This is a genomic window from Paraburkholderia sp. RL17-380-BIE-A (assembly GCF_046028085.1).
In the GTDB taxonomy this organism is placed as follows: domain Bacteria; phylum Pseudomonadota; class Gammaproteobacteria; order Burkholderiales; family Burkholderiaceae; genus Paraburkholderia.
Genome location: NZ_JARESQ010000003.1, coordinates 458,087 through 479,762, shown reverse-complemented (window position 1 = coordinate 479,762; position 21,676 = coordinate 458,087). Strand labels below are relative to the sequence as shown.

Here is a 21,676-nt window from a genome sequence, read left to right as displayed (position 1 = left end):
CCGCCCTTTATTTCCAGATGTTCAACGGCGACATGATCCAGAAGCCGACCACGATGAGCCACACCACGCAAACCGGAATGAAAATCTTCCAGCCCAGACGCATGATCTGGTCATAGCGGTAGCGAGGGAATGTGGCACGCGCCCAGATGAACACCGACAACAGCAAGAAAACCTTCAGCACAAGCCAGAAGATGCCCGGGATAAACGACAGGAACCCGAACGGTGCGCTCCAGCCGCCGAGGAACAGTGTTGCGGCCAATGCCGAGATCACGATCATGTTGATGTACTCGGCGAGGAAGAACAGCGCGAACGCCATACCCGAGTAATCGATCATGTGGCCCGCGACGATTTCCGACTCCCCTTCCACCACGTCGAACGGGTGACGGTTCGTTTCGGCGATGCCCGAGATGAAGTACACGACGAACATCGGCAGCAGCGGAAGCCAGTTCCACGACAGGAAGTTCAAGCCGTATGACGCGAAGATGCCATGTTCCTGCGAAGCGACGATGCCCGACAGATTCAGCGTGCCAGCGGTCATCAGCACGACGACGAGCGCGAAGCCCATCGAGATTTCGTACGACACCATCTGCGCCGCGGCGCGCATGGCGCCGAGAAACGCGTACTTCGAGTTCGACGCCCAGCCGGCCAGGATCACGCCGTACACGCCGATCGACGAAACCGCCATCGCGTACAACAGACCGGCGTTGATGTCGCCGAGCACCGCGCCCGCCTGGAACGGAATCACCGCCCAGACCGCGAAGGCCGGCACCACCACCATGATCGGCGCGATCATGTAGATCCAGCGGCTTGCTTGCGCGGGCTGAATCACTTCTTTCAGCAGCAGCTTCAGCACGTCGGCGATCGGCTGCAGAAGACCTGCGGGGCCGACGCGGTTCGGGCCGAGACGCACGTGCATCCAGCCGATCAGCTTCCGCTCCCACAGAATCAGGTAAGCCACGCACAGCAGGATCACGACGGCCACCACCAGGATGCGCACCAGTGCCCACACCGTGGGCCATGCCACACCGAGAAGCTGGGTGCCGCCCGAGTTGATCGTATCGAACAAGCTCATTTACGCCTTCTCCACCACCAGTTCACCGAACAGGCTGCCCAGCGCTGCACCGGCCGGCGTAGCCGCCGATACGCGGACGACCGTCTCCGCAAGATTCGCGTCGCGCACGGCCGGCAACTGCACCGATTGCTCGCCCTGGCGCACGCGCACTGCGTCGCCTTCCTTCAAACCCAGTTTGTCGAACAGCGCAGCCGGCAGACCGACCGTGTTCGCTGCGCGTGCCGCTGCGGTCAGATGCAGCGACTCCGCGCGACGCACCAGCGCGTCGGCGTGATAGATCGGCACGTTCGCAATGCGCTCGAACTTGCCTTCCGCCGCCTTAGCCGCCTTGCCGCGCGCAACTGCGACGCCCGTCTTGTTCAACAGACGCGAGTTCAGTTCGCCGTCGCCGAGAGCGGCCGTACGCACTTCCTCCGACGTATCGAATTCGAAGCCCGGCACGCCCAGCAGGCTGCCCAGCACACGCAACACCTTCCATGCCGGACGCGTGTCGCCGAGCGGGCGCACCACGCCGTTGAACGTCTGCACCGTACCTTCGGCATTGACGAACGTACCGGCGGTTTCCGTGAACGGCGCGATCGGCAGCAGCACGTCGGCGTATTCAGCGCCGGTCTGGAACGGCGACAGCACGACCACCATTTCAGCCTGCTTCAGCGCGGCCAAAGCCTGCGCCGGATTGGCCGTGTCGAATTCCGGCTCGACGTTCAGCAACACATAACCCTTGCGCGGCTGCTCGAACACTTCGCGAGCGTTCAGACCGCCCTCACCCGGCAATGCGTTCACCAGATGCGCACCAACCGTGTTGGCCGCTTCCGTGAGGAAGCCCAGCGTCGCGCCGGTCGCGTCCGCGATCCATTGCGCTGCGGCGTGGATGAGCGCGAAATCCGGATGACGGACCGCACCGTTGCCCAGCAACACGAGGCGGCGTTCGCCCGAAGCGAGCGACTTGGCGACCTGCTTGTTCGCATCCGTAGGCTGCGTGCCGGCGAAAGCTTCCGGCAGCGCGACGCCATTGGCTTCCGACACTGCGCCGGCAATGCCAGCCAGCGCGTCGAGCCATGCGGACGGCGCGGCAACCACGCGCTCCGCTTGCGGAATCAGCGCGTCGTCATTCGTGGACTGCACCAGCGTGAGCTTCGCGCCGCCCTTGGCAGCTTGACGCAAACGCGCGGCGAACAGCGGATGGTCGCGGCGCAGATCCGAGCCGATCACCAGCGCGGCGTCGACGTTCGACAGATCGGCGATGGCGGTGCCGAGCCACGGCGCGCCATTGACCGGCGCGGAGAAATCCGACTGACGCAGACGGAAGTCGACGTTAGGCGTGCCGACCGCTTGCGCCAGTTGCTTCAACAGAAAGAGTTCTTCGACCGTGCTGTGGGCGCTGCCGAGTGCGGCCAGCGCGTTCGCGCCGTGGTCGCCCTTGATACCCTTCAAACCCTTCACCACGTATTCGAGCGCGGTTTGCCAGTCGGTCTCGACCCACTTGCCGCCTTGCTTGAGCATCGGCTGCGTCAGACGCTCGGGGCTGTTCAGCCCTTCGTACGAGAAGCGGTCCTTGTCCGAAATCCAGCATTCGTTGATGGATTCGTTTTCGAACGGCAGCACGCGCATCACGCGATTGTTCTTCACTTGCACCACGAGGTTCGCGCCGACGGAATCGTGCGGGCTCACCGACTTGCGGCGCGACAGTTCCCACGTGCGGGCGCTGTAACGGAACGGCTTGCTGGTGAGCGCGCCGACCGGGCACAGATCGATCATGTTGCCCGACAGCTCGGAATCCACCGTCTTGCCGACAAACGACGTGATTTCCGAATGCTCGCCGCGGCCCAGCATGCCGAGTTCCATCACGCCGGCCACTTCCTGGCCGAAACGGACGCAACGCGTGCAGTGGATGCAACGCGACATTTCTTCCATGGAGATCAGCGGGCCGACGTTCTTGTGGAACACCACGCGCTTTTCTTCGCTATAGCGCGATGCCGACTTGCCGTAACCCACGGCCAGATCCTGCAACTGACACTCGCCACCCTGGTCGCAAATCGGGCAATCCAGCGGGTGGTTGATCAGCAGGAATTCCATCACGGCTTGCTGACCCTTCACCGCCTTGTCCGACTTGGTGCGCACGATCATGCCGGCCGATACCGGCGTGGCGCATGCAGGCACCGCCTTCGGCATCTTTTCGACGTCGACCAGACACATCCGGCAGTTGGCCGCAATCGACAGCTTCTTGTGATAGCAGAAGTGAGGAATGTACGTGTCCACCTTATGCGCAGCCTGGATCACCATGCTGCCTTCAGGCACCTCTACTTTCTTGCCGTCTATTTCAAGTTCAACCATGATGGTCAATCTTCCTTAACCTGTTACCGCTCAATCGTTCGCCTGTTCATCGCCCGTTTCAGGCGATGAATCCCGCGGTTGACGTGTTCTGGTGCGTGCCTGTTCAGCGCACTTACGTGTGCTTGTCTGCGCTCAAGCCGCCACTGTTTCCGACGCCGCTGCTGCGCCGGCGTGACCGCCGACGAGGCAATGCTTGTGGGCGACGTGATATTCGAACTCGTTCCAGTAGTGCTTGAGCATGCCGCGAACCGGCATGGCCGCCGCATCTCCGAGCGCGCAAATCGTGCGGCCCATGATGTTTTCGGCGACCGAGTTCAGCAGATCCAGATCTTCCGGACGGCCAAGCCCATGCTCGATACGATGCACGACGCGATACAGCCAGCCCGTGCCTTCGCGGCAAGGCGTGCATTGACCGCACGACTCTTCGTAGTAGAAATAAGACAGGCGCAACAGCGAGCGCACCATGCAACGCGTCTCGTCCATGACAATGACCGCGCCCGAACCCAGCATCGACCCCTGCTTGGCGATCGAGTCGTAGTCCATGTCGGTCTGCATCATGATGTCGCCCGGAATGACCGGTGCCGACGAGCCGCCAGGAATCACGGCTTTGATCTTCTTACCGCCGCGCATACCGCCGGCCAGTTCCATCAGCGTGGAGAACGGCGTGCCGAGCGGAATTTCATAATTGCCCGGACGCTCGACGTCGCCCGCGATCGAAAAGATCTTCGTGCCGCCGTTATTCGGCTTGCCGATCTCGAGGTAATTCTGCGGACCGATTGCGAGCAGGAACGGCACTGCGGCAAACGTCTCGGTGTTGTTGATCGTGGTCGGCTTGCCATACACGCCGAAGCTCGCCGGGAACGGCGGCTTGAAGCGCGGCTGGCCTTTCTTGCCTTCCAGCGATTCGAGCAGCGCGGTTTCTTCGCCGCAGATATAGGCGCCGTAACCGTGGTGCGCATGCAGTTCGAACGAGAAACCCGAACCCATGATGTTTTCGCCGAGGAACCCGGCGCGGCGAGCTTCGTCCAACGCTTGCTCAAAGCGTTTGTAGACTTCCCAGATTTCGCCGTGGATATAGTTGTAGCCGACCGTAATGCCCATCGCGTACGCGCCGATGGCCATGCCTTCGATCAGCGCATGCGGATTGAAGCGCAGGATGTCGCGGTCTTTGAACGTACCCGGTTCGCCTTCGTCCGAATTGCAGACGAGGTACTTCTGGCCGGGGAACTGACGCGGCATGAAGCTCCACTTCAGGCCGGTCGGGAAGCCTGCACCGCCTCGGCCACGCAGACCCGACGCCTTGACGTCGGCAATCACCTGCTCGGGCGGAATCTTCTCTTCCAGAATACGGCGCAGCTGGGCGTAACCGCCGCGCGCCACATAGTCTTCGAGATGCCAGTTATCGCCGTTCAGGCCGGCGAGAATCAGCGGTTTGATGTGACGATCGTGTAAACACGTCATTTCGAAAGTTCCTCGAGCAGCTGGTCGATCTTCGCGCGGCTCATGAAGCTGCACATGCGATGGTTGTTCACCAGCATCACCGGCGCGTCGCCGCACGAGCCCATGCACTCACCTTCTTTCAGGGTGAATTTGCCGTCGGGCGTGGTTTCGCCGAAGTCGATGCCGAGCTTCTGCTTCAGATATTCAGCCGCGCTGTCCGAGCCGCCGTCCGGGCCAAGCTGACACGGCAGGTTCGTGCAGAGCGTGATCTTGTACTTGCCGACCGGCGAGGTCTCGTACATCGTGTAGAAGGTAGCCACCTCCTGCACGGCGACTGCCGGCATGCCGAGATAGTCCGCGACGAACTGCATGAGTTCGGGCGACAGCCAGCCATGCTCTTCCTGAGCAGTGGCCAACGCCGACATCACGGCGGACTGTTTCTGATCGGCGGGATACTTCGCGATCGCACGATCGATTTCTTTCAGGCCTTCAGCTGAGATCATTTTCAGACACGACTCTTTCAATTCCTACCGAACGAAAACCCGTCGCTCACATCATGCTGCGACAGACCCGGCGTTCCTTGCTTGACGCGCGCTTCAGTGCAATCTGAAGACGCGCGCCGATGAATACGTCCTAGCGATCCACTTCGCCGAACACGATGTCCTGCGTGCCGATGATCGTCACGGCGTCGGCGATCATGTGACCGCGCGCCATTTCATCGAGCGTGGACAGGTGGGCATAGCCCGGCGCGCGGATCTTCAGGCGATACGGCTTGTTGGCGCCGTCCGAGATCAGATAGATGCCGAACTCGCCCTTCGGATGCTCGACAGCGGCGTACGCCTCGCCTTCCGGTACGTGGAAGCCTTCCGTGAAGAGCTTGAAGTGGTGAATCAGCTCTTCCATGTTCGACTTCATGCCGACGCGCGACGGCGGCGCAACCTTGTGATTGTCGATCATCACGGGGCCGGGATTCTTACGCAGCCACTCAATGCACTGTTTCACGATGCGCGTGGATTGGCGCATTTCTTCGACGCGAACCAGATAGCGGTCGTAGCAATCGCCATTCACACCGACCGGAATGTCGAAATCGAGCTTGTCGTAGACTTCGTACGGCTGTTTCTTGCGCAGATCCCACTCGATACCCGAGCCGCGCAACATGGCGCCGGTCATACCGAGGTTCAACGCGCGCTCCGGACTCACCACGCCGATACCGACCAGACGTTGCTTCCAGATCCGGTTGTCGGTGAGCAGCGTTTCGTATTCGTCGACGCACTTCGGGAAACGCGTGAAGAAATCGTCGATGAAGTCGAGCAGCGAACCCTGGCGGTTCTCGTTCATCTTCGACAATGCCTTCGCATTGCGAATTTTCGATGCCTTGTATTGCGGCATTGCGTCAGGCAGATCGCGATAGACGCCGCCCGGACGATAGTAGGCTGCGTGCATCCGTGCGCCGGACACCGCTTCATACACGTCCATCAGGTCTTCACGTTCGCGGAACGCATACAGGAACACCGCCATGGCGCCGACGTCGAGTGCGTGCGCGCCGATCCACATCAGGTGGTTCAGCACGCGCGTGACTTCGTCGAACATGACGCGAATGTATTGCGCGCGGATCGGCACCTCGATGCCGAGCAGCTTTTCGATCGCCATCACGTAGCCGTGCTCGTTGACCATCATCGACACGTAGTCGAGACGGTCCATGTACGGCACCGACTGAATGAATGTTTTGGTTTCGGCGAGCTTTTCAGTCGCGCGATGCAGCAGGCCGATGTGCGGATCGGCGCGCTGGATGACTTCGCCGTCGAGTTCGAGCACGAGGCGCAGCACACCGTGCGCTGCCGGGTGCTGAGGACCGAAGTTGAGCGTGTAGTTCTTGATCTCTGCCATGGCGTTCTCTTAGTGTTTCAGACCGCCATAGCGATCTTCGCGGATCACGCGCGGCGTGATTTCCCGCGGCTCGATCGTCACAGGCTGATAGACGACGCGCTTTTCTTCCGGGTCGTAACGCATTTCGACGTAACCGGAGACAGGAAAATCTTTACGGAACGGGTGACCGATGAAACCGTAATCGGTGAGGATACGGCGCAGGTCCGGGTGGCCTTCGAAGACGATGCCGTACAGGTCGAATGCCTCGCGCTCGTACCAGTTGACCGAATTCCAGATTTCGACGACAGACGGCAGGATCGGCACTTCGTCGTCCGGCGCGAACACGCGCAGACGCAAACGCCAGTTGTTCTGCACCGACAACAAATGCAGAACGGCCGCGAAACGCGGGCCGTCATAAGCGCCTTCGGCGTAGGTCTGATAGTCGACGCCGCACAGATCCACGCATTGCTCGAAACCGAGCGAGCGGTCGTCGCGCAGACGGGTTGCCACATTGAGGTAGTCGCCAGCCTTCACGACGATCGTCAACTCACCGATTGCCTCGGTAGTGCTCTGCAGGAGGCCGCCAAAGGCCGCCTCGAGGTTCGCTTTCAGGGTCTCGAGTTTGCTTGCCATATTGTGGGGGAGGCGTTGGCCTTATTGACGGGCGATTGTGTTGGTGCGGCGAATCTTGGCCTGCAACTGGATCACGCCGTACACCAGCGCTTCCGCCGTGGGCGGGCAACCGGGCACATAGACGTCGACCGGCACGATCCGATCGCAGCCGCGCACCACCGAATACGAGTAGTGGTAATAGCCACCACCGTTCGCGCACGAACCCATCGAAATCACCCAGCGCGGCTCGGCCATCTGGTCATAGACCTTGCGCAGAGCCGGCGCCATCTTGTTGCACAGCGTGCCGGCGACGATCATCACGTCCGACTGACGCGGACTCGGACGAAACACCACGCCAAAACGGTCGAGGTCATAACGGGCGGCACCCGCATGCATCATCTCGACCGCACAGCACGCAAGACCAAACGTCATCGGCCACAGCGAGCCGGTGCGCGTCCAGTTGATCAGTTTGTCAGCTGTGGTGGTGACAAACCCTTCCTTCAAGACCCCTTCGATACTCATTTGCTTTCCACTCCAGACGGGGTGGCAAGCCTTGGCCACCCGCGCAAACCGGCGATTAATCCATCATTCCCAGTCGAGGCCGCCTTTTTTCCAGATGTAGGCGAAGCCCAGCAGGAATTCGAGCAGGAAAATCATCATCGCCATGAAGCCCGGCCAGCCGATGTCGCGCAGGGCAACGCCCCACGGGAACAAGAACGCGGTTTCAAGATCGAAAATGATGAACAGAATGGCGACGAGGTAATAGCGCACATCGAACTTCATGCGCGCATCTTCGAATGCTTCGAAGCCGCACTCGTACGGTGCGTTTTTCTCGGTATCAGGCTTATTGGGACCGAGGATCTTGCCGATACTGACCAGCGCCACGCCTAAACCAGTGCCCACAACGAGGAACAACAAGACGGGGAAATAGGCTGCGAGGTTCAAGACAGTCCTCAATCGGTTGGGTTCTGAGTGCCGTCAGGAGCATAGCACTCCTGACGCGAAATCACTTCCGAAACGCACATGTCGCAAGCCCAACGCAAGCCGCACGCCAGAAGTGAAAATGCCAGCCGAAGCGAAGCAAGCGGCTGGCATTTAGATAACATTTTGGTGCCGACGGCGAGACTCGAACTCGCACAGCTTTCGCCACTACCCCCTCAAGATAGCGTGTCTACCAATTTCACCACGTCGGCACTGCATGCAATCCGGGAAAACAACTTATAAAACCCGCGAATCGCTTCAAGACTTGAATTATAACTGGTCTAAACAGTTTGTTCAACGCACAAAAGCACTTTGAACGAAAATTTATTTCGGTACATCAGTCGCAGGAACGGATGCAGCCGATGCCGGCAAAACAGCCGAGCCACCTGCCGGTGCCGAAGCAGCCGAAGCCGCGACCGGCGCAGTCACCGCCGCGCCCAGCAAGCCTGCGGAAGGTTTCGCCCGATATGCACCAAGGTACGTGAGCGTCAGCGTGGTGACAAAAAACACCGCGGCGAGAACCGCCGTTGTACGTGACAAAAAGTTTGCCGAACCGGTCGCACCGAACAGACTGCCCGACGCTCCGCTACCAAAAGCCGCGCCCATATCGGCGCCTTTGCCGTGTTGCAGCAAGACGAGGCCAATCACCCCGAGTGCCGACAACAGCTGAACGACGATAATCAATGTTTTCAAATACAGCATCACACTCACCTGAGTCTTTATTTAACCGCGCGACACACTACGTGTTGCACGGGATGGGGTCATCCTCGCCAAGGCGCCCTGCTCAACCGGCGACGCTCGTTGCGGCTGCCGCCTTGCAGATCGCCAGGAAATCCTGGTCTTTCAACGACGCGCCGCCGATCAGGCCACCGTCGATATCCGGCTGGCGGAACAATTCTTCCGCGTTTTCCGGCTTTACACTGCCACCGTACAGCAGCGGCACATCCGCCACCGCCGCGCCCTTTGCCGCCAGACGCGCGCGCAGGAACGCATGAACCGCCTGCGCCTGCTCCGAACTCGCGCTCTTGCCGGTGCCGATCGCCCAGACCGGCTCATAAGCAACGACGATCCGCGCCGCCTCTTGCACCGACAATTTCGCCAGCACTTCGTCCAGCTGCATGCCGACCACCTGCTCGGTCGAACCGGCTTCGCGCTCTTCAAGCGTTTCACCGACGCAGACGATCGGCGTCAAGCCGGCCTCCAGCGCGCGCTGTGTTTTCACCGCGACCAGTTCTGCGCTTTCGCGATGATAGGCACGGCGCTCCGAGTGCCCGACGATCGCGAGCGTGGCGCCGAACTCCACCGCCATAGGCGCGGCCACTTCGCCGGTATAGGCGCCATGCGTGAACGCTGACACGTCCTGCACGCCCCACACGACCCGGCTGCCTTCCAGCAACGATTGAGACTGCGCGAGATACGGACTCGGCACGCAGACGCCGACGCGCACGTCGGCCGGCAATTCGCCCGCGCCTTGCACCACCGCCTGCAACAGCGTGGCATTCTCAGCGAGGCGCCCGTGCATCTTCCAGTTACCGACTACCAGTTTGGCTCGTTGTTTCGACATCGTCTCGTCTTGTCTTGGCGGCGGACTTCGTTTGCGCTTACAGTCCGCCTTTCGGATTCATGCGGCGTGCGCAAAACGCGCAATTTTACTGCGTGGGGTGGATCGGGTCAAACCGACCGTGTCAAGCGTCCTGACCCCAAGACAGTACGATCTTGCCGACGTGCGTGCTGCTCTCCATCAGCGTGTGCGCGTCGGCGGCCTGCGCGGCCGGAAACACGCGATGCACCACGGGCTTGATGCGCCCGTCTTCGAGATGCGGCCACACGCGTTCTTTGAGTTGCGCGGCAATCTTCGCCTTGAATTCGATCGACCGCGGACGCAGCGTCGAACCGGTCAACGTCAAACGGCGGCGCAGCACTTCGTTCAGATTCAGCTCCGCTTTCGCGCCACCCAGCAACGCGATCAGCACGATGCGTCCGCCGTCGGCCAAGGCCGTCAACTCGCGCGATACGTAACTGCCCGCCACCATGTCGAGCACCACGTCGACGCCGCGGTCGTTGGTCAACGACTTGATCACTTCGACGAAATCTTCGGTCTTGTAGTTGATCGCCCGTTCGGCGCCCAACGCTTCACACGCACGGCACTTCTCGTCCGAACCGGCGGTCGCGAACACGCGGAAACCCAGCGCATGCGCAATCTGGATCGCCGTCACGCCGATGCCGCTGGAACCACCCTGCACCAGCAGCGTTTCGTTCGGCGCGCCTTCGCCCTTACCGAGTTGCGCACGGTCGAACACATTGCTCCACACCGTGAAAAACGTTTCCGGCAGCGAAGCCGCCTCGACGTCCGACAAACCGGCCGGCACCGGCAGGCACTGCAGCAACGGCGCGACCGCGTATTCCGCGTAGCCGCCACCAGCCAGCAACGCACACACGCGATCACCCACCTTCAGGCCAAACGGATTGTTCTTCTCGTCGATCGTACCGCCGACGATTTCGCCCGCCACTTCCAGCCCCGGCAGATCCGACGCGCCCGGCGGCGGCGCATAGCCGCCCTTGCGCTGGAACACGTCAGGACGGTTGATGCCGGATGCGGCCACCTTGATCAGCACCTCGCCCGCGGCCGGTTGCGGCGTGGGCCGCTCCGCCAGTTTCAGAACATCCGGTGCACCGAATTCGGTGATTTCGATCGCTTTCATCTGCGTCAACTCCAAGATTGGATTGCGTTGCATGCCGGGATGAACAACTAGAGTACCCGTTTCTCATTACCTGCAACGCAATCCACCCTGCGCCCTTCATGAAAAACGGCCGGCGCGCATTCGCGCTGCCGGCCGTTGCCCCGCTACCGCATTACTGCTGCGGCGTCGGCTCGCCTTGCGGCGCGCCGCTTGCGCCATTCGCGCCTTCGTTCAGCAACGCCTTGGCCGACAAACGCACGCGGCCCTTTTCGTCCGTCTGGATGACCTTGACCTTCACTTGCTGGCCATCCTTCAGGTAGTCGTTGATGTCCTTGATACGCTCGTTGGCGATTTCGGAAATATGCAACAGACCGTCCTTGCCCGGCAGGATGTTCACGATCGCGCCGAAATCGAGCAGCTTGAGCACGGTGCCTTCGTACACCTGGCCCACTTCGACTTCCAGCGTGATGTTCTCGATACGCTTCTTCGCTTCGGCCATGCCTTCGCTGCTCGTGCTGGCGATGGTGACGACGCCGTCGTCCGAAATATCGATCGTCGTGCCGGTTTCTTCGGTCAGTGCGCGGATCACCGAACCACCCTTGCCGATCACGTCGCGGATTTTTTCCGGATTGATCTTGATGGTGATCATGCGCGGTGCGTAGTCCGACAGCACCGTGTTCGCGCCCGACACCGCCGAGGTCATCTTACCGAGGATATGCAGACGGCCTTCCTTCGCTTGCGCGAGGGCGACCTGCATGATTTCCTTGGTGATGCCCTGGATCTTGATGTCCATTTGCAGCGCGGTCACGCCTTGTTCCGTGCCCGCCACCTTGAAGTCCATGTCGCCGAGGTGATCTTCGTCGCCGAGGATGTCGGTCAGCACGGCAAACTTGTTGCCTTCCAGGATCAGGCCCATCGCGATGCCGGCGACGTGCGCCTTCATCGGCACGCCGGCGTCCATCAGCGCGAGGCAGCCGCCGCACACCGAAGCCATCGACGACGAACCATTCGATTCCGTGATTTCCGACACGACGCGAATCGAGTAGCCGAATTCGTCGGCGCTCGGCAGGCATGCAGCCAGCGCGCGCTTGGCCAGACGGCCGTGACCGATTTCACGGCGCTTCGGCGAACCGACGCGGCCCGTTTCGCCGGTCGCGAACGGAGGCATGTTGTAGTGGAGCATGAAGCGTTCGCGGTACTCGCCTTCAAGCGCGTCGATGTTCTGCTCGTCGCCCTTCGTGCCGAGCGTCGCCACTACCAGCGCTTGCGTTTCGCCGCGCGTGAACAGTGCCGAGCCGTGGGTACGCGGCAGCACGCCGGTACGGATTTCGATCGGGCGCACGGTGCGCGTATCGCGGCCGTCGATACGCGGTTCGCCGTTCAGGATTTGCGTACGGACGATCTTCGCTTCGATATCGAACAGCACGTTGCCGACGGTTGCTTTGTCGGCCGCCACCGTGCCGCTTGCTGCAGCGTCTTCTTCCAGTTTCTTCGACGTGGCTGCGTAGACTTCCTTCAGCTTGGTCGAACGGGCTTGCTTGTCGCGCAGTTGGTAGGCGGCGAGCAGGTCGGCTTGCGCCAGTTCCGTCACGCGTGCGATCAGCGGCTCGTTCTTCGCCGCCGGCTGCCAATCCCATTCCGGCTTGCCGCCTTCGCGGACCAGTTCGTGGATCGCGTCGATCGCGATCTGCATTTGCTCATGACCGAACACCACGCCGCCGAGCATCACTTCTTCGCTCAGTTGCTGCGCTTCCGATTCCACCATCAGCACCGCGCGCTCCGTACCGGCGACGATCAGGTCGAGTGCCGATTCCTTCATTTGCGGACGCGTCGGGTTCAACACGTATTCGTTGTTGATATAGGCCACGCGTGCTGCGCCGACCGGGCCATTGAACGGCAGACCGGACACGGCGAGCGCTGCCGACGCGCCGATCAGCGCGGGAATGTCAGCGGGGATTTCCGGGTTCAGCGACAGGACGTGGATCACGACCTGGACTTCGTTGTAGAAGCCTTCCGGGAACAGCGGACGCAGCGGACGGTCGATCAGGCGCGAGATCAGCGTTTCGCCTTCCGACGGACGGCCTTCGCGACGGAAGAAGCCACCCGGGATCTTGCCGGCGGCGTAGGTCTTTTCGAGGTAGTCGACGGTCAGCGGGAAAAAGTCCTGGCCCGGCTTGGCCGTCTTGGCGCCGACCACGGTGGCCAGCACCACGGTATCTTCGACGTCGACGATCACGGCACCGCTCGCCTGACGAGCGATCTCGCCGGTTTCGAGGCGAACCTTATGTTGTCCCCACTGAAATTCTTTGACGATCTTATTGAACATAGTCATTGCTTTTCCTCTTCGTAATGCCGCGCGGACCAGAAGCGGCGCGGCAACGCCAGGACCGGCGCCGCATGGGAAGAGTAGTGTTATGCCATTCCAGAGAGCCACGCTTGACGCCGAGGACGCGCGCGAACCGCTGGAATGACACAAAGCTCCGCCCTGAAGCCCGGCCATGAATCCCTTCTTTACTGCTTGCTCTACTGCTTGATTACTGCTTCGCTGCTCCCGCCGCATGAACCAGCACGCCACTGCGGAGAACAGCCGGCGCGCATCACATGAAGCGCACCGTGCAAAAACAAAATGCCTGTATCAGTGGAACTGACACAGGCATCTTGCTGAACGACTGGCCGATTACTTACGCAGACCCAGCTTCTCGATCAGTGCGCGGTAACGATCCGCGTCCTTACCCTTCAGGTAGTCGAGCAGCTTACGACGGCGGCTCACCATGCGCAGCAGACCGCGGCGGCTGTGGTGATCTTTCGTGTGAGCCTTGAAGTGAACGGTCAGTTCGTTGATGCGGGTCGTGAGCAGCGCGACCTGAACTTCGGGGGAGCCGGTGTCGTTAGCTGCGCGTGCGAATTGCGCGACGACTTCGGACTTCTTGCTTGTTTCAACTGCGGACATGTCGATTTCCTTAAGAACTAGACAGGCGGTCACGGAAGAAAGGCCGTGCCGTGGGTTACCCGTGTGCTTTCAATATTGCCGACACGCCCTGAATACAGGCCTGCCTCACAACGGGACGCGTATTGTAGCACAGCCCAATCCGGCCGCGAACCCCGCTGTGACGGGCGATGCCACGCCTTTCCCGCGTCATGGCCGCTTCATCTTGCAAACGCTCGGCAAGACCGTGCGCTCGGGGGGCAGCGCGAGCACCGTGCGAAAGCCATAGCCGGAGCCCTCGTTGTCGAAATGCACGCCCGGCGTGCCGGCTTTGTCCATTTCCATCACGTAAAGGGGCTGGATCAATTGGTGGTCGTCGGCGCGCATCCAGGAAGCGTGAAAGCCGTTGTCGAACCTGATGCCTTCCAGCGCTTTCGCCACGGCGGTCGGATCGGCGCTGCCGACGCGGCTCATCGCCGCAGCGAGGGTTTCGATCATCAGCGACATGCGCAGCACCGGGTAATCGTCCTGCGCGGCCGGGAAACGGGTCCGGAAGGCGGCGTACCAGGCATCGGACGCCGCGCCGCCGGCGTTCGGATGCCAGTCCGCCACCGCGATCACGTGGCCGACGCCGGCGTCGCCCAACGCGGCCGGCGCGCCGAGGCTGTTGCCGTAGAACGTGTAGAACTTCGTGTCCAGCCCCTGTTCGCGCGCGGCCTTGACGAGCAGCGTCAGGTCGTTACCCCAGTTGCCCGTGATCACGGCATCCGCCCCGCTCGCGCGGATCTTCGCCACGTACGGCGCGAAGTCCTTCACGCGGCCGATCGGATGAAATTCGTCGCCGACGACCGAAATGTCCGGCCGCTTCGTCGCCAGCGTCGAGCGCGCGAGGCTGCTGACGTCGTGCCCGAAACTGTAATCCTGGTTCAGCAGATAGACCTTCTTCACCGCCTTGTCGCGCTGGATCACGTCGGCCAGCGCATCCATGCGCATGCCCGCGTGAGCGTCGAAGCGGAAATGCCAGAAACTGCAGTTGGCGTTGGTCAGGGCGGGGTCGTCGGCGGAATAGTTGAGGAACAGTTCGCGATTGCCCGGCTCGCGGCTGTTCTGCTTGTCGATCGCGCCGATCAGCGCGGCGGCGACCGCCGAGCTGTTGCCTTGCAGGATGTAGCCGATATGGCGGTCGGCGGCCGCGCGCAGTTGCGTGAGCGCCTCTTCGGTGCCGCCCTTGCTGTCCAGCACGACCAGTTCGAACGGATGCGCGCCGTCGGCGAGCTTCACGCCGCCGTGCGCATTCACCTGCTCGACGCCGAAGCGCAGATTGCGCTCCACCGCCGCGCCCGCGTTGGCGAACGGGCCGGACATGCCTTCGATCAACGCCAGCTGGATCGGCGTGCCGGTGGGTTTGTTCACGGGCTTCGCCGCGGCGTTAGCTACCGGTATTGCTGCGGCGTTAGCCGTCGGCTTCGCTGCCGGACTCACTGCGGGGCTGGCTGCGGCGCCGGCCGTGGGGTTTGTCGCCGGCTCGCCCGCCGCGTGCGCCGCTGTCATCAAAAGCGCTATCAGCGCCACGGCCGTTCGTTGCCACTTCGCCATCGTCATCGCCCCGCCTGATTGGTGAAAGCGCGGATCATAGGGGGTTCGGGACGGAATAAGCAAGCCGGGCCAAGCGTTACCCCACTACCCGGCCAGCCCTTCACGAACCGCAAATCTTTTGCCGCAGCGCGTGTCAAAATAATGCGTCTCGATGATAAAAACCGCTACTCACACGCCATCGGAGGAATACATGTTCAACCGCCACCACGTCACGGCGGCCTCGACCGGAGCGCCGGCCGCCGGGCGCCTGCGCCGCGCGGCGCTCGTCTGCCTGAGCGCCTTGACGCTTGCCGGCTGCGTGCAGCCCTGGCAGCAATACACCCAGGGCGCGGATGAATCCACCATCGTCGCGCGTCTCGGCCCGCCGCGCGAAAGCTACGACCTGCCCAACGGCGGGAAGCGGCTGATGTGGCCGACCCAGCCGATGGGCGAAACCACCACCGCGGCCGACATCGACGCGGCCGGCAAGATCGTCAACGTGCGCCAGGTGCTGCAACCCAACGAGTTCTACCGCGCGGAAATCGGCAAGTGGACCAAGAGCGACGTGCTGGTGAATTTCGGCCGCCCGGTCGAAACGGCCTACTTCCCGTTGATGAAGCGTGAAGTCTGGACCTATCGCTATCTGGAAGACAACGTCTGGTACATGATGTACAGCTTTTATTTCGACGACCAGGGCATTGTCCGGCTCACGCAGAAAACGCCTGATCCGTTGCACGATCCGGATCGCCGCAGCCTGTTCTGAGCGATGCGCAAATGACGCGCAATGCGCCGCGCATCTACCAAAGCCGCCTCTTCAGGCGGCTTTTTTTTATTTATTACGCATGGCGGCGAATTTTATTTCGCGCACAGCGGATTTATTTTTTGATAGAAAGGCTTTCGTAAGCATTGATTCAGCGCTGGTCTCCCATGAGGCCGCACGAGCGTAGCCGTGAATTCGGCGCCGAATGAATGCGCACCACTTACGGAGCCGTTATCGATGAACCGTCCCAAACGCCTGTTGGTCGCCAACGTAGCGTGGGCGCATGAAACCGCCGTGCGCAACCCCGCATTTTTTCGCCACCTCGTGCGCGGCCAGAATCCGCACGTGTTGTGGATCGGTTGCTCGGACAGCCGCGTGCCCGCCGAGACCATCACACATTGCGAGCCGGGAGACCTGTTCGTCCACCGCAATATTGCCAACCTCTTCCAAGCCGGCGACGACAACTCGGCGAGCGTGCTCGAATATGCGGTGAAGGTGTTGAAGGTCGGCCATGTGATCGTCTGCGGCCACTATGGATGCGGTGGCGTGCGCGCCGCGCTGCTGCCGCCCGAGCCGAGCCTGCCGCATGTGAATCGCCGGATCGCGCCGCTTTGCGCACTCGCCAAAGCACACCACGAAGAACTGGATGGCCACGCAAACGAGCGGCAGCGCGTCGATCGCCTCGCCGAACTGAACGTGCTCGAACAGGTACGCGGCTTACGCGCGCACCCTATCGTGCAGGACGCCGATCCGGCGCCCCTCGTGCACGGCTGGATCTTCGCGCTCGAAGATGGGCGCATCAAGGTCCTCACGTCCGGCTACGAAGCCGACGACGCGATGACCTGCACCACCGCCGCCCACAGCGCCGCCGCTTAGCGCGACACCTCATGCGGATCCGATCCGGTTCGGCTTTCGCCGCATACCAGGCCCTACACCTCACCGCACCGACACCATGAACCTTCGAGCTTTTTTCTCCACGTTTCAGCGCGACCTGCTTGCGGGCACGGTCGTTTTTCTGGTGGCGCTGCCGCTCTGTCTCGGCATCGCCAATGCATCGGGCGTCGAGCCTTTTGCCGGGCTCGTTTCCGGCATTGTCGGCGGGCTGGTGGTGGCCGTGCTGAGCGGCTCGCGTCTGAGCGTGAGCGGTCCGGCCGCGGGCCTCGTCGTGATCGTCGTCGACGGCATCGCGCAACTCGGCAGCTTCTCCGCCTTCCTGCTGGCCGTGCTGCTGTCCGGGGCGATCCAGTTCGGCTTCGGCATGCTCAAAGCGGGCCGCTTTGCCGCCTACGTGCCATCGCCGGTGATCAAGGGCATGCTCGCGGCTATCGGCGTGCTGTTGATCGTCAAGCAGTTCCCGCTCGCGCTCGGGCTGTCCGGCGTGAACGCCTCGTCCGGCGCGCAAGCCGTTGCGCAAGCCGCGGGCGCGATCGTCACGCCGTTCGGTTCGATTTCTCTCGCGGCCTGCGTAATCACCTTGCTCTCTCTGGCGATTCTGATCGGTTGGGAAACGCGCGCGCTGCGCCGATTCGCGCTGGTGCGCCGGGTACCGGCACCGCTCGCGGTCGTCCTGCTCGGAATCGGCGCGACATTGCTGCTCAGCGTGCTGACGCCGTCGCTCGCGCCGCCCGCGGAACATCGGGTCGCGCTGCCGCCGCTGGAGTCGTTCGCCGCGCTGCGACTCGCGCTCGAGTGGGCCGACTTTGGGCCGCACTTCGCACAACTCGTCAATCCCGACGTCTGGCGCGTGGCCATCACGCTGGCGATCGTCGCGAGTCTGGAAACGTTGCTCAGCCTGGAAGCGGTCGAGCAGATCGATCCCGAGCGGCGCCCCGCGCCGCCGGATCGCGAGCTGAAGGCGCAAGGCGTCGGCAATCTGATTGCGGGTGCGATCGGCGGATTGCCGATCACGTCGGTGATCGTGCGCAGTTCGGCCAACGTGCATGCGGGCGCGCAAAGCCGGCTCTCGGCGATCATTCACGGCGTGCTGCTGCTCGTCAGCGTGTTTGCGCTCACTAGCGTGATCAACCTGATTCCGCTCGCCTGCCTCGCGGCGATCCTGATCTTCACCGGGGTGAAGCTCGCCAAGCCGTCGCTGTTCGTCGCCGTCGCGAAACAGGGCTTCGCGCCGTTCGCCCCGTTTATCGTGACGCTGGTCGGTGTGCTCGCAACCGATCTGCTGATCGGCATCGTGCTCGGCATTCTGTGCAGCGTGCTGCTCGCGCTGTATGCGAATCTGCGCAGCCCGATCGTGCTAGCACAACACGGCGATCACTATCTGCTGTCGTTTCGCAAGGACGTGTCGTTTCTCGGCAAAGTGCCGCTCAAGCATTACCTGCAGCAGATTCCCGACGGCGCCACGGTGATCGTCGATGCGACGCGCGCCGATTTCGTCGACCACGACGTGCGCGAACTGCTCGACACGTTCGTGACCGATGCACCGGAACGCGGCATCGCCGTCGAAGTGCGGCATCAGGTGCAGGCTCAGGCGCGCGCGTCACGCGGCTGGTCGATGCGGCGCACTGCGACGGAGTAACGCCACAATGCAAAAGCCCCATGCCATTCAAGGCACGGGGCTTCTGCGATTCAAACGACGAACCGGCGTCGCGCCGTCAGCGCGCTGCCATCAGCTCACTCACTCCGAACGCTGCGGATTCAACTTGTCCACGTTCGAGTACAGCTTGTTGAGCGCCGAGATATACGCTTTCGCGGAAGCCGCGACGATATCCGGATCGGTGCCCACGCCGTTGACGATGCGCCCGCTCTTCGACAAACGCACGGTCACTTCGCCTTGCGCCTGCGTGCCGGTGGTGATCGCATTCACCGAGTACAGCAGCAGTTCCGAGCCGCTGCCCACTTCCGTTTCGATCGCGTTCAACGTGGCGTCGACCGGGCCGTTGCCGCGCGCTTCGCCGGTCACTTCCCTGCCTTCCACCGAAAACACGATCTTCGCGTGCGGCTGCTCGCCGGTTTCCGAATGTTGCGACAGCGACAGGAACTTGTAGTGCTCCTTCTCCTGCGCCTCGGCGGATTCTTCCGTGACGATCGCGATAATGTCTTCGTCGAAGATTTCCGACTTGCGGTCGGCCAGTTCCTTGAAGCGCGCAAACGCCGTGTTCAGTTCCGCTTCGCTATCCAGCGCGATGCCCAATTCCTGCAGACGCTGCTTGAATGCGTTACGACCCGACAGCTTGCCGAGCACGATCTTGTTGGCGCTCCAGCCCACGTCTTCGGCGCGCATGATTTCGTAGGTGTCGCGCGCCTTCAGCACGCCGTCCTGGTGGATGCCTGACGCGTGCGCGAACGCATTCGCGCCGACCACCGCCTTGTTCGGCTGCACGACGAAACCGGTGATCTGCGACACCAGCTTCGAAGCCGGCACGATCTGCGTGGTATCGAGACCGATATCGAGGCCGAAATAATCTTTGCGGGTCTTCACGGCCATCACGATTTCTTCGAGCGACGTGTTGCCCGCGCGCTCGCCAAGGCCGTTGATCGTGCACTCGACCTGACGCGCACCGCCGATCTGCACGCCGGCCAGCGAATTCGCCACCGCCATGCCGAGGTCGTTATGGCAATGCACCGAGAATACGGCCTTATGCGAGTTCGGAATGCGCTCGCGCAGCGTCTTCACGAGCTGACCGTACAACTCCGGCACGCCGTAACCGACCGTATCCGCGATGTTGATGGTGGTCGCGCCTTCGGCAATCACCGCTTCCAGCACGCGGCACAGAAAGTCCATGTCCGAGCGGCTGCCGTCTTCGGGGGAGAACTCGACGTCGTCGGTGAATTTGCGGGCGAAGCGCACCGCCAGCTTTGCCTGCTCGAACACCTGGTCCGGCGTCATGCGCAGCTTCTTTTCCATGTGCAACGGCGAGGTTGCAATGAACGTGTGGATGCGGAAGTGATCGGCGGGTTTGAGCGCGTCGGCCGCGCGCTGAATGTCTTTGTCGTTCGCGCGGGCAAGCGAACAGATCGTGCTGTCCTTGATCAGGCCCGCGATTGTTTGGATCGCGTCGAAATCGCCATTCGAGCTTGCCGCGAAGCCTGCTTCGATCACGTCCACCTTCATCCGTTCCAACTGCTTCGCGATACGGATTTTTTCTTCTTTCGTCATCGACGCGCCGGGCGATTGTTCGCCATCTCGCAACGTGGTGTCGAATATGATCAGTTTGTCGGACATGTCGAGTCTCCTGCGGAGTCGTTCAATGGTGGGGATGGGATAGTGGAATTCGGTTGTCTGCGCTAGCGCTGGCAATACTCGATCACAGACGAGGCAGACGGAGGGCAAAAACGGTCAGCGCGGCAAAAAGGCCCTGCTCTCTGCTAACAGCGCGGCAGACGCCCCGGCACTGGCATGTTCAATGGCCCGTCAAGGCACGTAGTGCGACTCCACGAGGAACGTGAACGCAGTCATCCAACGACTATAGCGGCATTCCCGCCGCCACGCAATTGGCGCCGGACCCGCTTGCCGGCGCCGCCAGACGGGCTCGTCAAACGAAAAACGGCAGCCCGAAGGCCGCCGTTTGATCGTGTGTTTCAACCCGTTGCGCTAGCGACCGATTACCTGTCGCGCGCCACCGACCGAGCCGGATTGGCCCTACCCCGCAGCGCCTGATAACCCCAGAACACGTAGCCGGACAGGCCGTAAAGCACGAACAGGCCGAACAGCATCAGCGGCGGGTCGGAGGACACCAGCACGAACGCGACCACCACCAGCAGAATCACGCCGAATGGCACGCGATGCCGCACGTCGAGCGCCTTGCCGCTATAGAACGGCGCGTTCGACACCATCGTCACGCCGGCGTAGATGGTCAGCACGAAGGCGACCCAAGGCAGCCAGACCAGCTTGAGCGGCACGCGGTTGTCCGTGGCGAGCCACACGAAACCGGCTATCAGCGCCGCCGCGGCCGGGCTCGGCATGCCTTGGAAGAAACGCTTGTCAACCACGCCGATGTTCGTGTTGAAGCGCGCGAGACGCAATGCCGCACCCGAACAGTAGACGAACGCCGCAAGCCAGCCCCAGCGGCCGAGGTCCTTCAGAATCCACTCGTACATGACGAGCGCCGGCGCCACGCCGAACGACACCATGTCGGAGAGGCTGTCGAACTGCTCGCCGAACGCGCTTTGCGTATGCGTCATGCGGGCGACGCGGCCGTCCATGCCGTCGAGCACCATGGCCACGAAGATCGCGATGGCCGCGACCTCGAAGCGCACATTCATGGCCTGCACCACGGCAAAGAAGCCACAGAACAGCGCCGCCGTGGTAAATGCGTTCGGCAGCAGATAAATGCCGCGCTTTCTCAGGAATTGCTGGCGCTGCGCGCGCCGGCTGTCGACCGCCGACTCCGTCACCATCGGCTTGTTACGGCGGAACGGACGCGGAAGCGGTCCGCTGTTACGGGGTCGACGCGGTTTGAATGCGGCCATTC

General features: G+C 62.1%; 20 protein-coding genes and 1 tRNA gene. 4 read left to right on the top strand and 17 right to left on the bottom strand.

The window, feature by feature from the left end; all coding sequences use genetic code 11:
- Positions 1-7: 7 nt before the first annotated feature.
- The 15 genes from nuoH to P0D68_RS07370 all read right to left on the bottom strand — a co-directional run bounded on the left by nuoH (position 8) and on the right by P0D68_RS07370 (position 15,277).
- A complete protein-coding gene (gene nuoH / locus P0D68_RS07440) occupies positions 8-1,072 on the bottom strand; it encodes an NADH-quinone oxidoreductase subunit NuoH (RefSeq protein ID WP_091795808.1) in 1,065 nt (354 codons plus the stop codon).
- Entirely contained in the window at positions 1,073-3,406 is a 2,334-nt protein-coding gene (gene nuoG, locus P0D68_RS07435; RefSeq protein WP_408297055.1) for an NADH-quinone oxidoreductase subunit NuoG, read from the bottom strand.
- Positions 3,407-3,538: 132 nt separating this feature from the next.
- Positions 3,539-4,867, bottom strand: coding sequence for an NADH-quinone oxidoreductase subunit NuoF (nuoF, locus tag P0D68_RS07430; protein WP_091795814.1), 1,329 nt, complete (start codon positions 4,865-4,867; stop codon positions 3,539-3,541).
- Positions 4,864-5,349, bottom strand: a complete 486-nt coding sequence (nuoE, locus tag P0D68_RS07425; RefSeq protein WP_007175612.1) for an NADH-quinone oxidoreductase subunit NuoE — start codon at positions 5,347-5,349, stop codon at positions 4,864-4,866. The genes nuoF and nuoE overlap by 4 nt, the downstream gene beginning before the upstream one ends.
- 130 nt (positions 5,350-5,479) lie before the next feature.
- Positions 5,480-6,733: an NADH-quinone oxidoreductase subunit D gene (locus tag P0D68_RS07420; RefSeq protein ID WP_091795817.1), complete on the bottom strand. Its 1,254-nt coding sequence runs from the start codon at positions 6,731-6,733 to the stop codon at positions 5,480-5,482.
- 9 nt (positions 6,734-6,742) lie between these two features.
- On the bottom strand, positions 6,743-7,345 hold the full coding sequence (locus tag P0D68_RS07415) for an NADH-quinone oxidoreductase subunit C (RefSeq protein WP_091795820.1): 603 nt from the start codon (positions 7,343-7,345) through the stop codon (positions 6,743-6,745).
- Between the two features lie 21 nt (positions 7,346-7,366).
- Positions 7,367-7,846: a NuoB/complex I 20 kDa subunit family protein gene (locus P0D68_RS07410; RefSeq protein WP_006052903.1), complete on the bottom strand. Its 480-nt coding sequence runs from the start codon at positions 7,844-7,846 to the stop codon at positions 7,367-7,369.
- A gap of 63 nt (positions 7,847-7,909) precedes the next feature.
- On the bottom strand, positions 7,910-8,269 hold the full coding sequence (locus tag P0D68_RS07405; RefSeq protein WP_013339872.1) for an NADH-quinone oxidoreductase subunit A: 360 nt from the start codon (positions 8,267-8,269) through the stop codon (positions 7,910-7,912).
- A 163-nt stretch (positions 8,270-8,432) separates the two neighbouring features.
- Positions 8,433-8,517: transfer RNA gene (locus tag P0D68_RS07400), tRNA-Leu, on the bottom strand.
- A gap of 112 nt (positions 8,518-8,629) precedes the next feature.
- Entirely contained in the window at positions 8,630-9,007 is a 378-nt protein-coding gene (secG, locus tag P0D68_RS07395; protein WP_091795823.1) for a preprotein translocase subunit SecG, read from the bottom strand.
- An 82-nt stretch (positions 9,008-9,089) separates the two neighbouring features.
- Positions 9,090-9,869, bottom strand: coding sequence for a triose-phosphate isomerase (gene tpiA, locus P0D68_RS07390; RefSeq protein ID WP_091795826.1), 780 nt, complete (start codon positions 9,867-9,869; stop codon positions 9,090-9,092).
- Positions 9,870-9,990: 121 nt separating this feature from the next.
- Positions 9,991-11,007, bottom strand: coding sequence for an NAD(P)H-quinone oxidoreductase (locus P0D68_RS07385; RefSeq protein WP_091800672.1), 1,017 nt, complete (start codon positions 11,005-11,007; stop codon positions 9,991-9,993).
- Positions 11,008-11,158: 151 nt separating this feature from the next.
- Complete coding sequence (gene pnp, locus P0D68_RS07380; RefSeq protein WP_177204995.1) at positions 11,159-13,318, bottom strand: polyribonucleotide nucleotidyltransferase; 2,160 nt, start codon at positions 13,316-13,318, stop codon at positions 11,159-11,161.
- 345 nt (positions 13,319-13,663) lie between these two features.
- Positions 13,664-13,936 (bottom strand): 30S ribosomal protein S15, encoded by a 273-nt coding sequence (gene rpsO, locus P0D68_RS07375; RefSeq protein WP_011487489.1) that lies wholly within the window; start codon positions 13,934-13,936, stop codon positions 13,664-13,666.
- Between the two features lie 186 nt (positions 13,937-14,122).
- Positions 14,123-15,277 carry a branched-chain amino acid ABC transporter substrate-binding protein gene (locus P0D68_RS07370; RefSeq protein WP_408468210.1) on the bottom strand — a complete coding sequence of 385 codons (1,155 nt, stop codon included), beginning with the start codon at positions 15,275-15,277 and terminating at the stop codon, positions 14,123-14,125.
- On the opposite strand from P0D68_RS07370, the gene P0D68_RS07365 reads away from it, so the two are divergent.
- From P0D68_RS07365 to P0D68_RS07350, 4 genes are all read left to right on the top strand, one after another.
- On the top strand, positions 15,276-15,533 hold the full coding sequence (locus P0D68_RS07365; protein ID WP_408468196.1) for a hypothetical protein: 258 nt from the start codon (positions 15,276-15,278) through the stop codon (positions 15,531-15,533). The two genes, P0D68_RS07370 and P0D68_RS07365, sit on opposite strands and share 2 nt — an antisense overlap.
- Positions 15,534-15,698: 165 nt before the next feature.
- Positions 15,699-16,250, top strand: coding sequence for a hypothetical protein (locus P0D68_RS07360; RefSeq protein ID WP_408297061.1), 552 nt, complete (start codon positions 15,699-15,701; stop codon positions 16,248-16,250).
- A gap of 234 nt (positions 16,251-16,484) precedes the next feature.
- Positions 16,485-17,123 carry a carbonic anhydrase gene (locus P0D68_RS07355; protein WP_091795884.1) on the top strand — a complete coding sequence of 213 codons (639 nt, stop codon included), beginning with the start codon at positions 16,485-16,487 and terminating at the stop codon, positions 17,121-17,123.
- Between the two features lie 76 nt (positions 17,124-17,199).
- Positions 17,200-18,780 (top strand): SulP family inorganic anion transporter, encoded by a 1,581-nt coding sequence (locus P0D68_RS07350; protein WP_408297063.1) that lies wholly within the window; start codon positions 17,200-17,202, stop codon positions 18,778-18,780.
- A 99-nt stretch (positions 18,781-18,879) separates the two neighbouring features.
- Here P0D68_RS07350 and P0D68_RS07345 read toward each other — a convergent pair whose 3' ends face one another.
- Together P0D68_RS07345 and pssA are read right to left on the bottom strand one after the other, a co-directional pair.
- Complete coding sequence (locus P0D68_RS07345) at positions 18,880-20,427, bottom strand: 2-isopropylmalate synthase (protein ID WP_408297065.1); 1,548 nt, start codon at positions 20,425-20,427, stop codon at positions 18,880-18,882.
- Positions 20,428-20,807: 380 nt separating this feature from the next.
- The gene (pssA, locus tag P0D68_RS07340) at positions 20,808-21,674 is read right to left on the bottom strand and encodes a CDP-diacylglycerol--serine O-phosphatidyltransferase (protein WP_091795892.1); all 867 of its coding nucleotides are present in this window, start codon (positions 21,672-21,674) and stop codon (positions 20,808-20,810) included.
- Positions 21,675-21,676 lie beyond the last annotated feature (2 nt).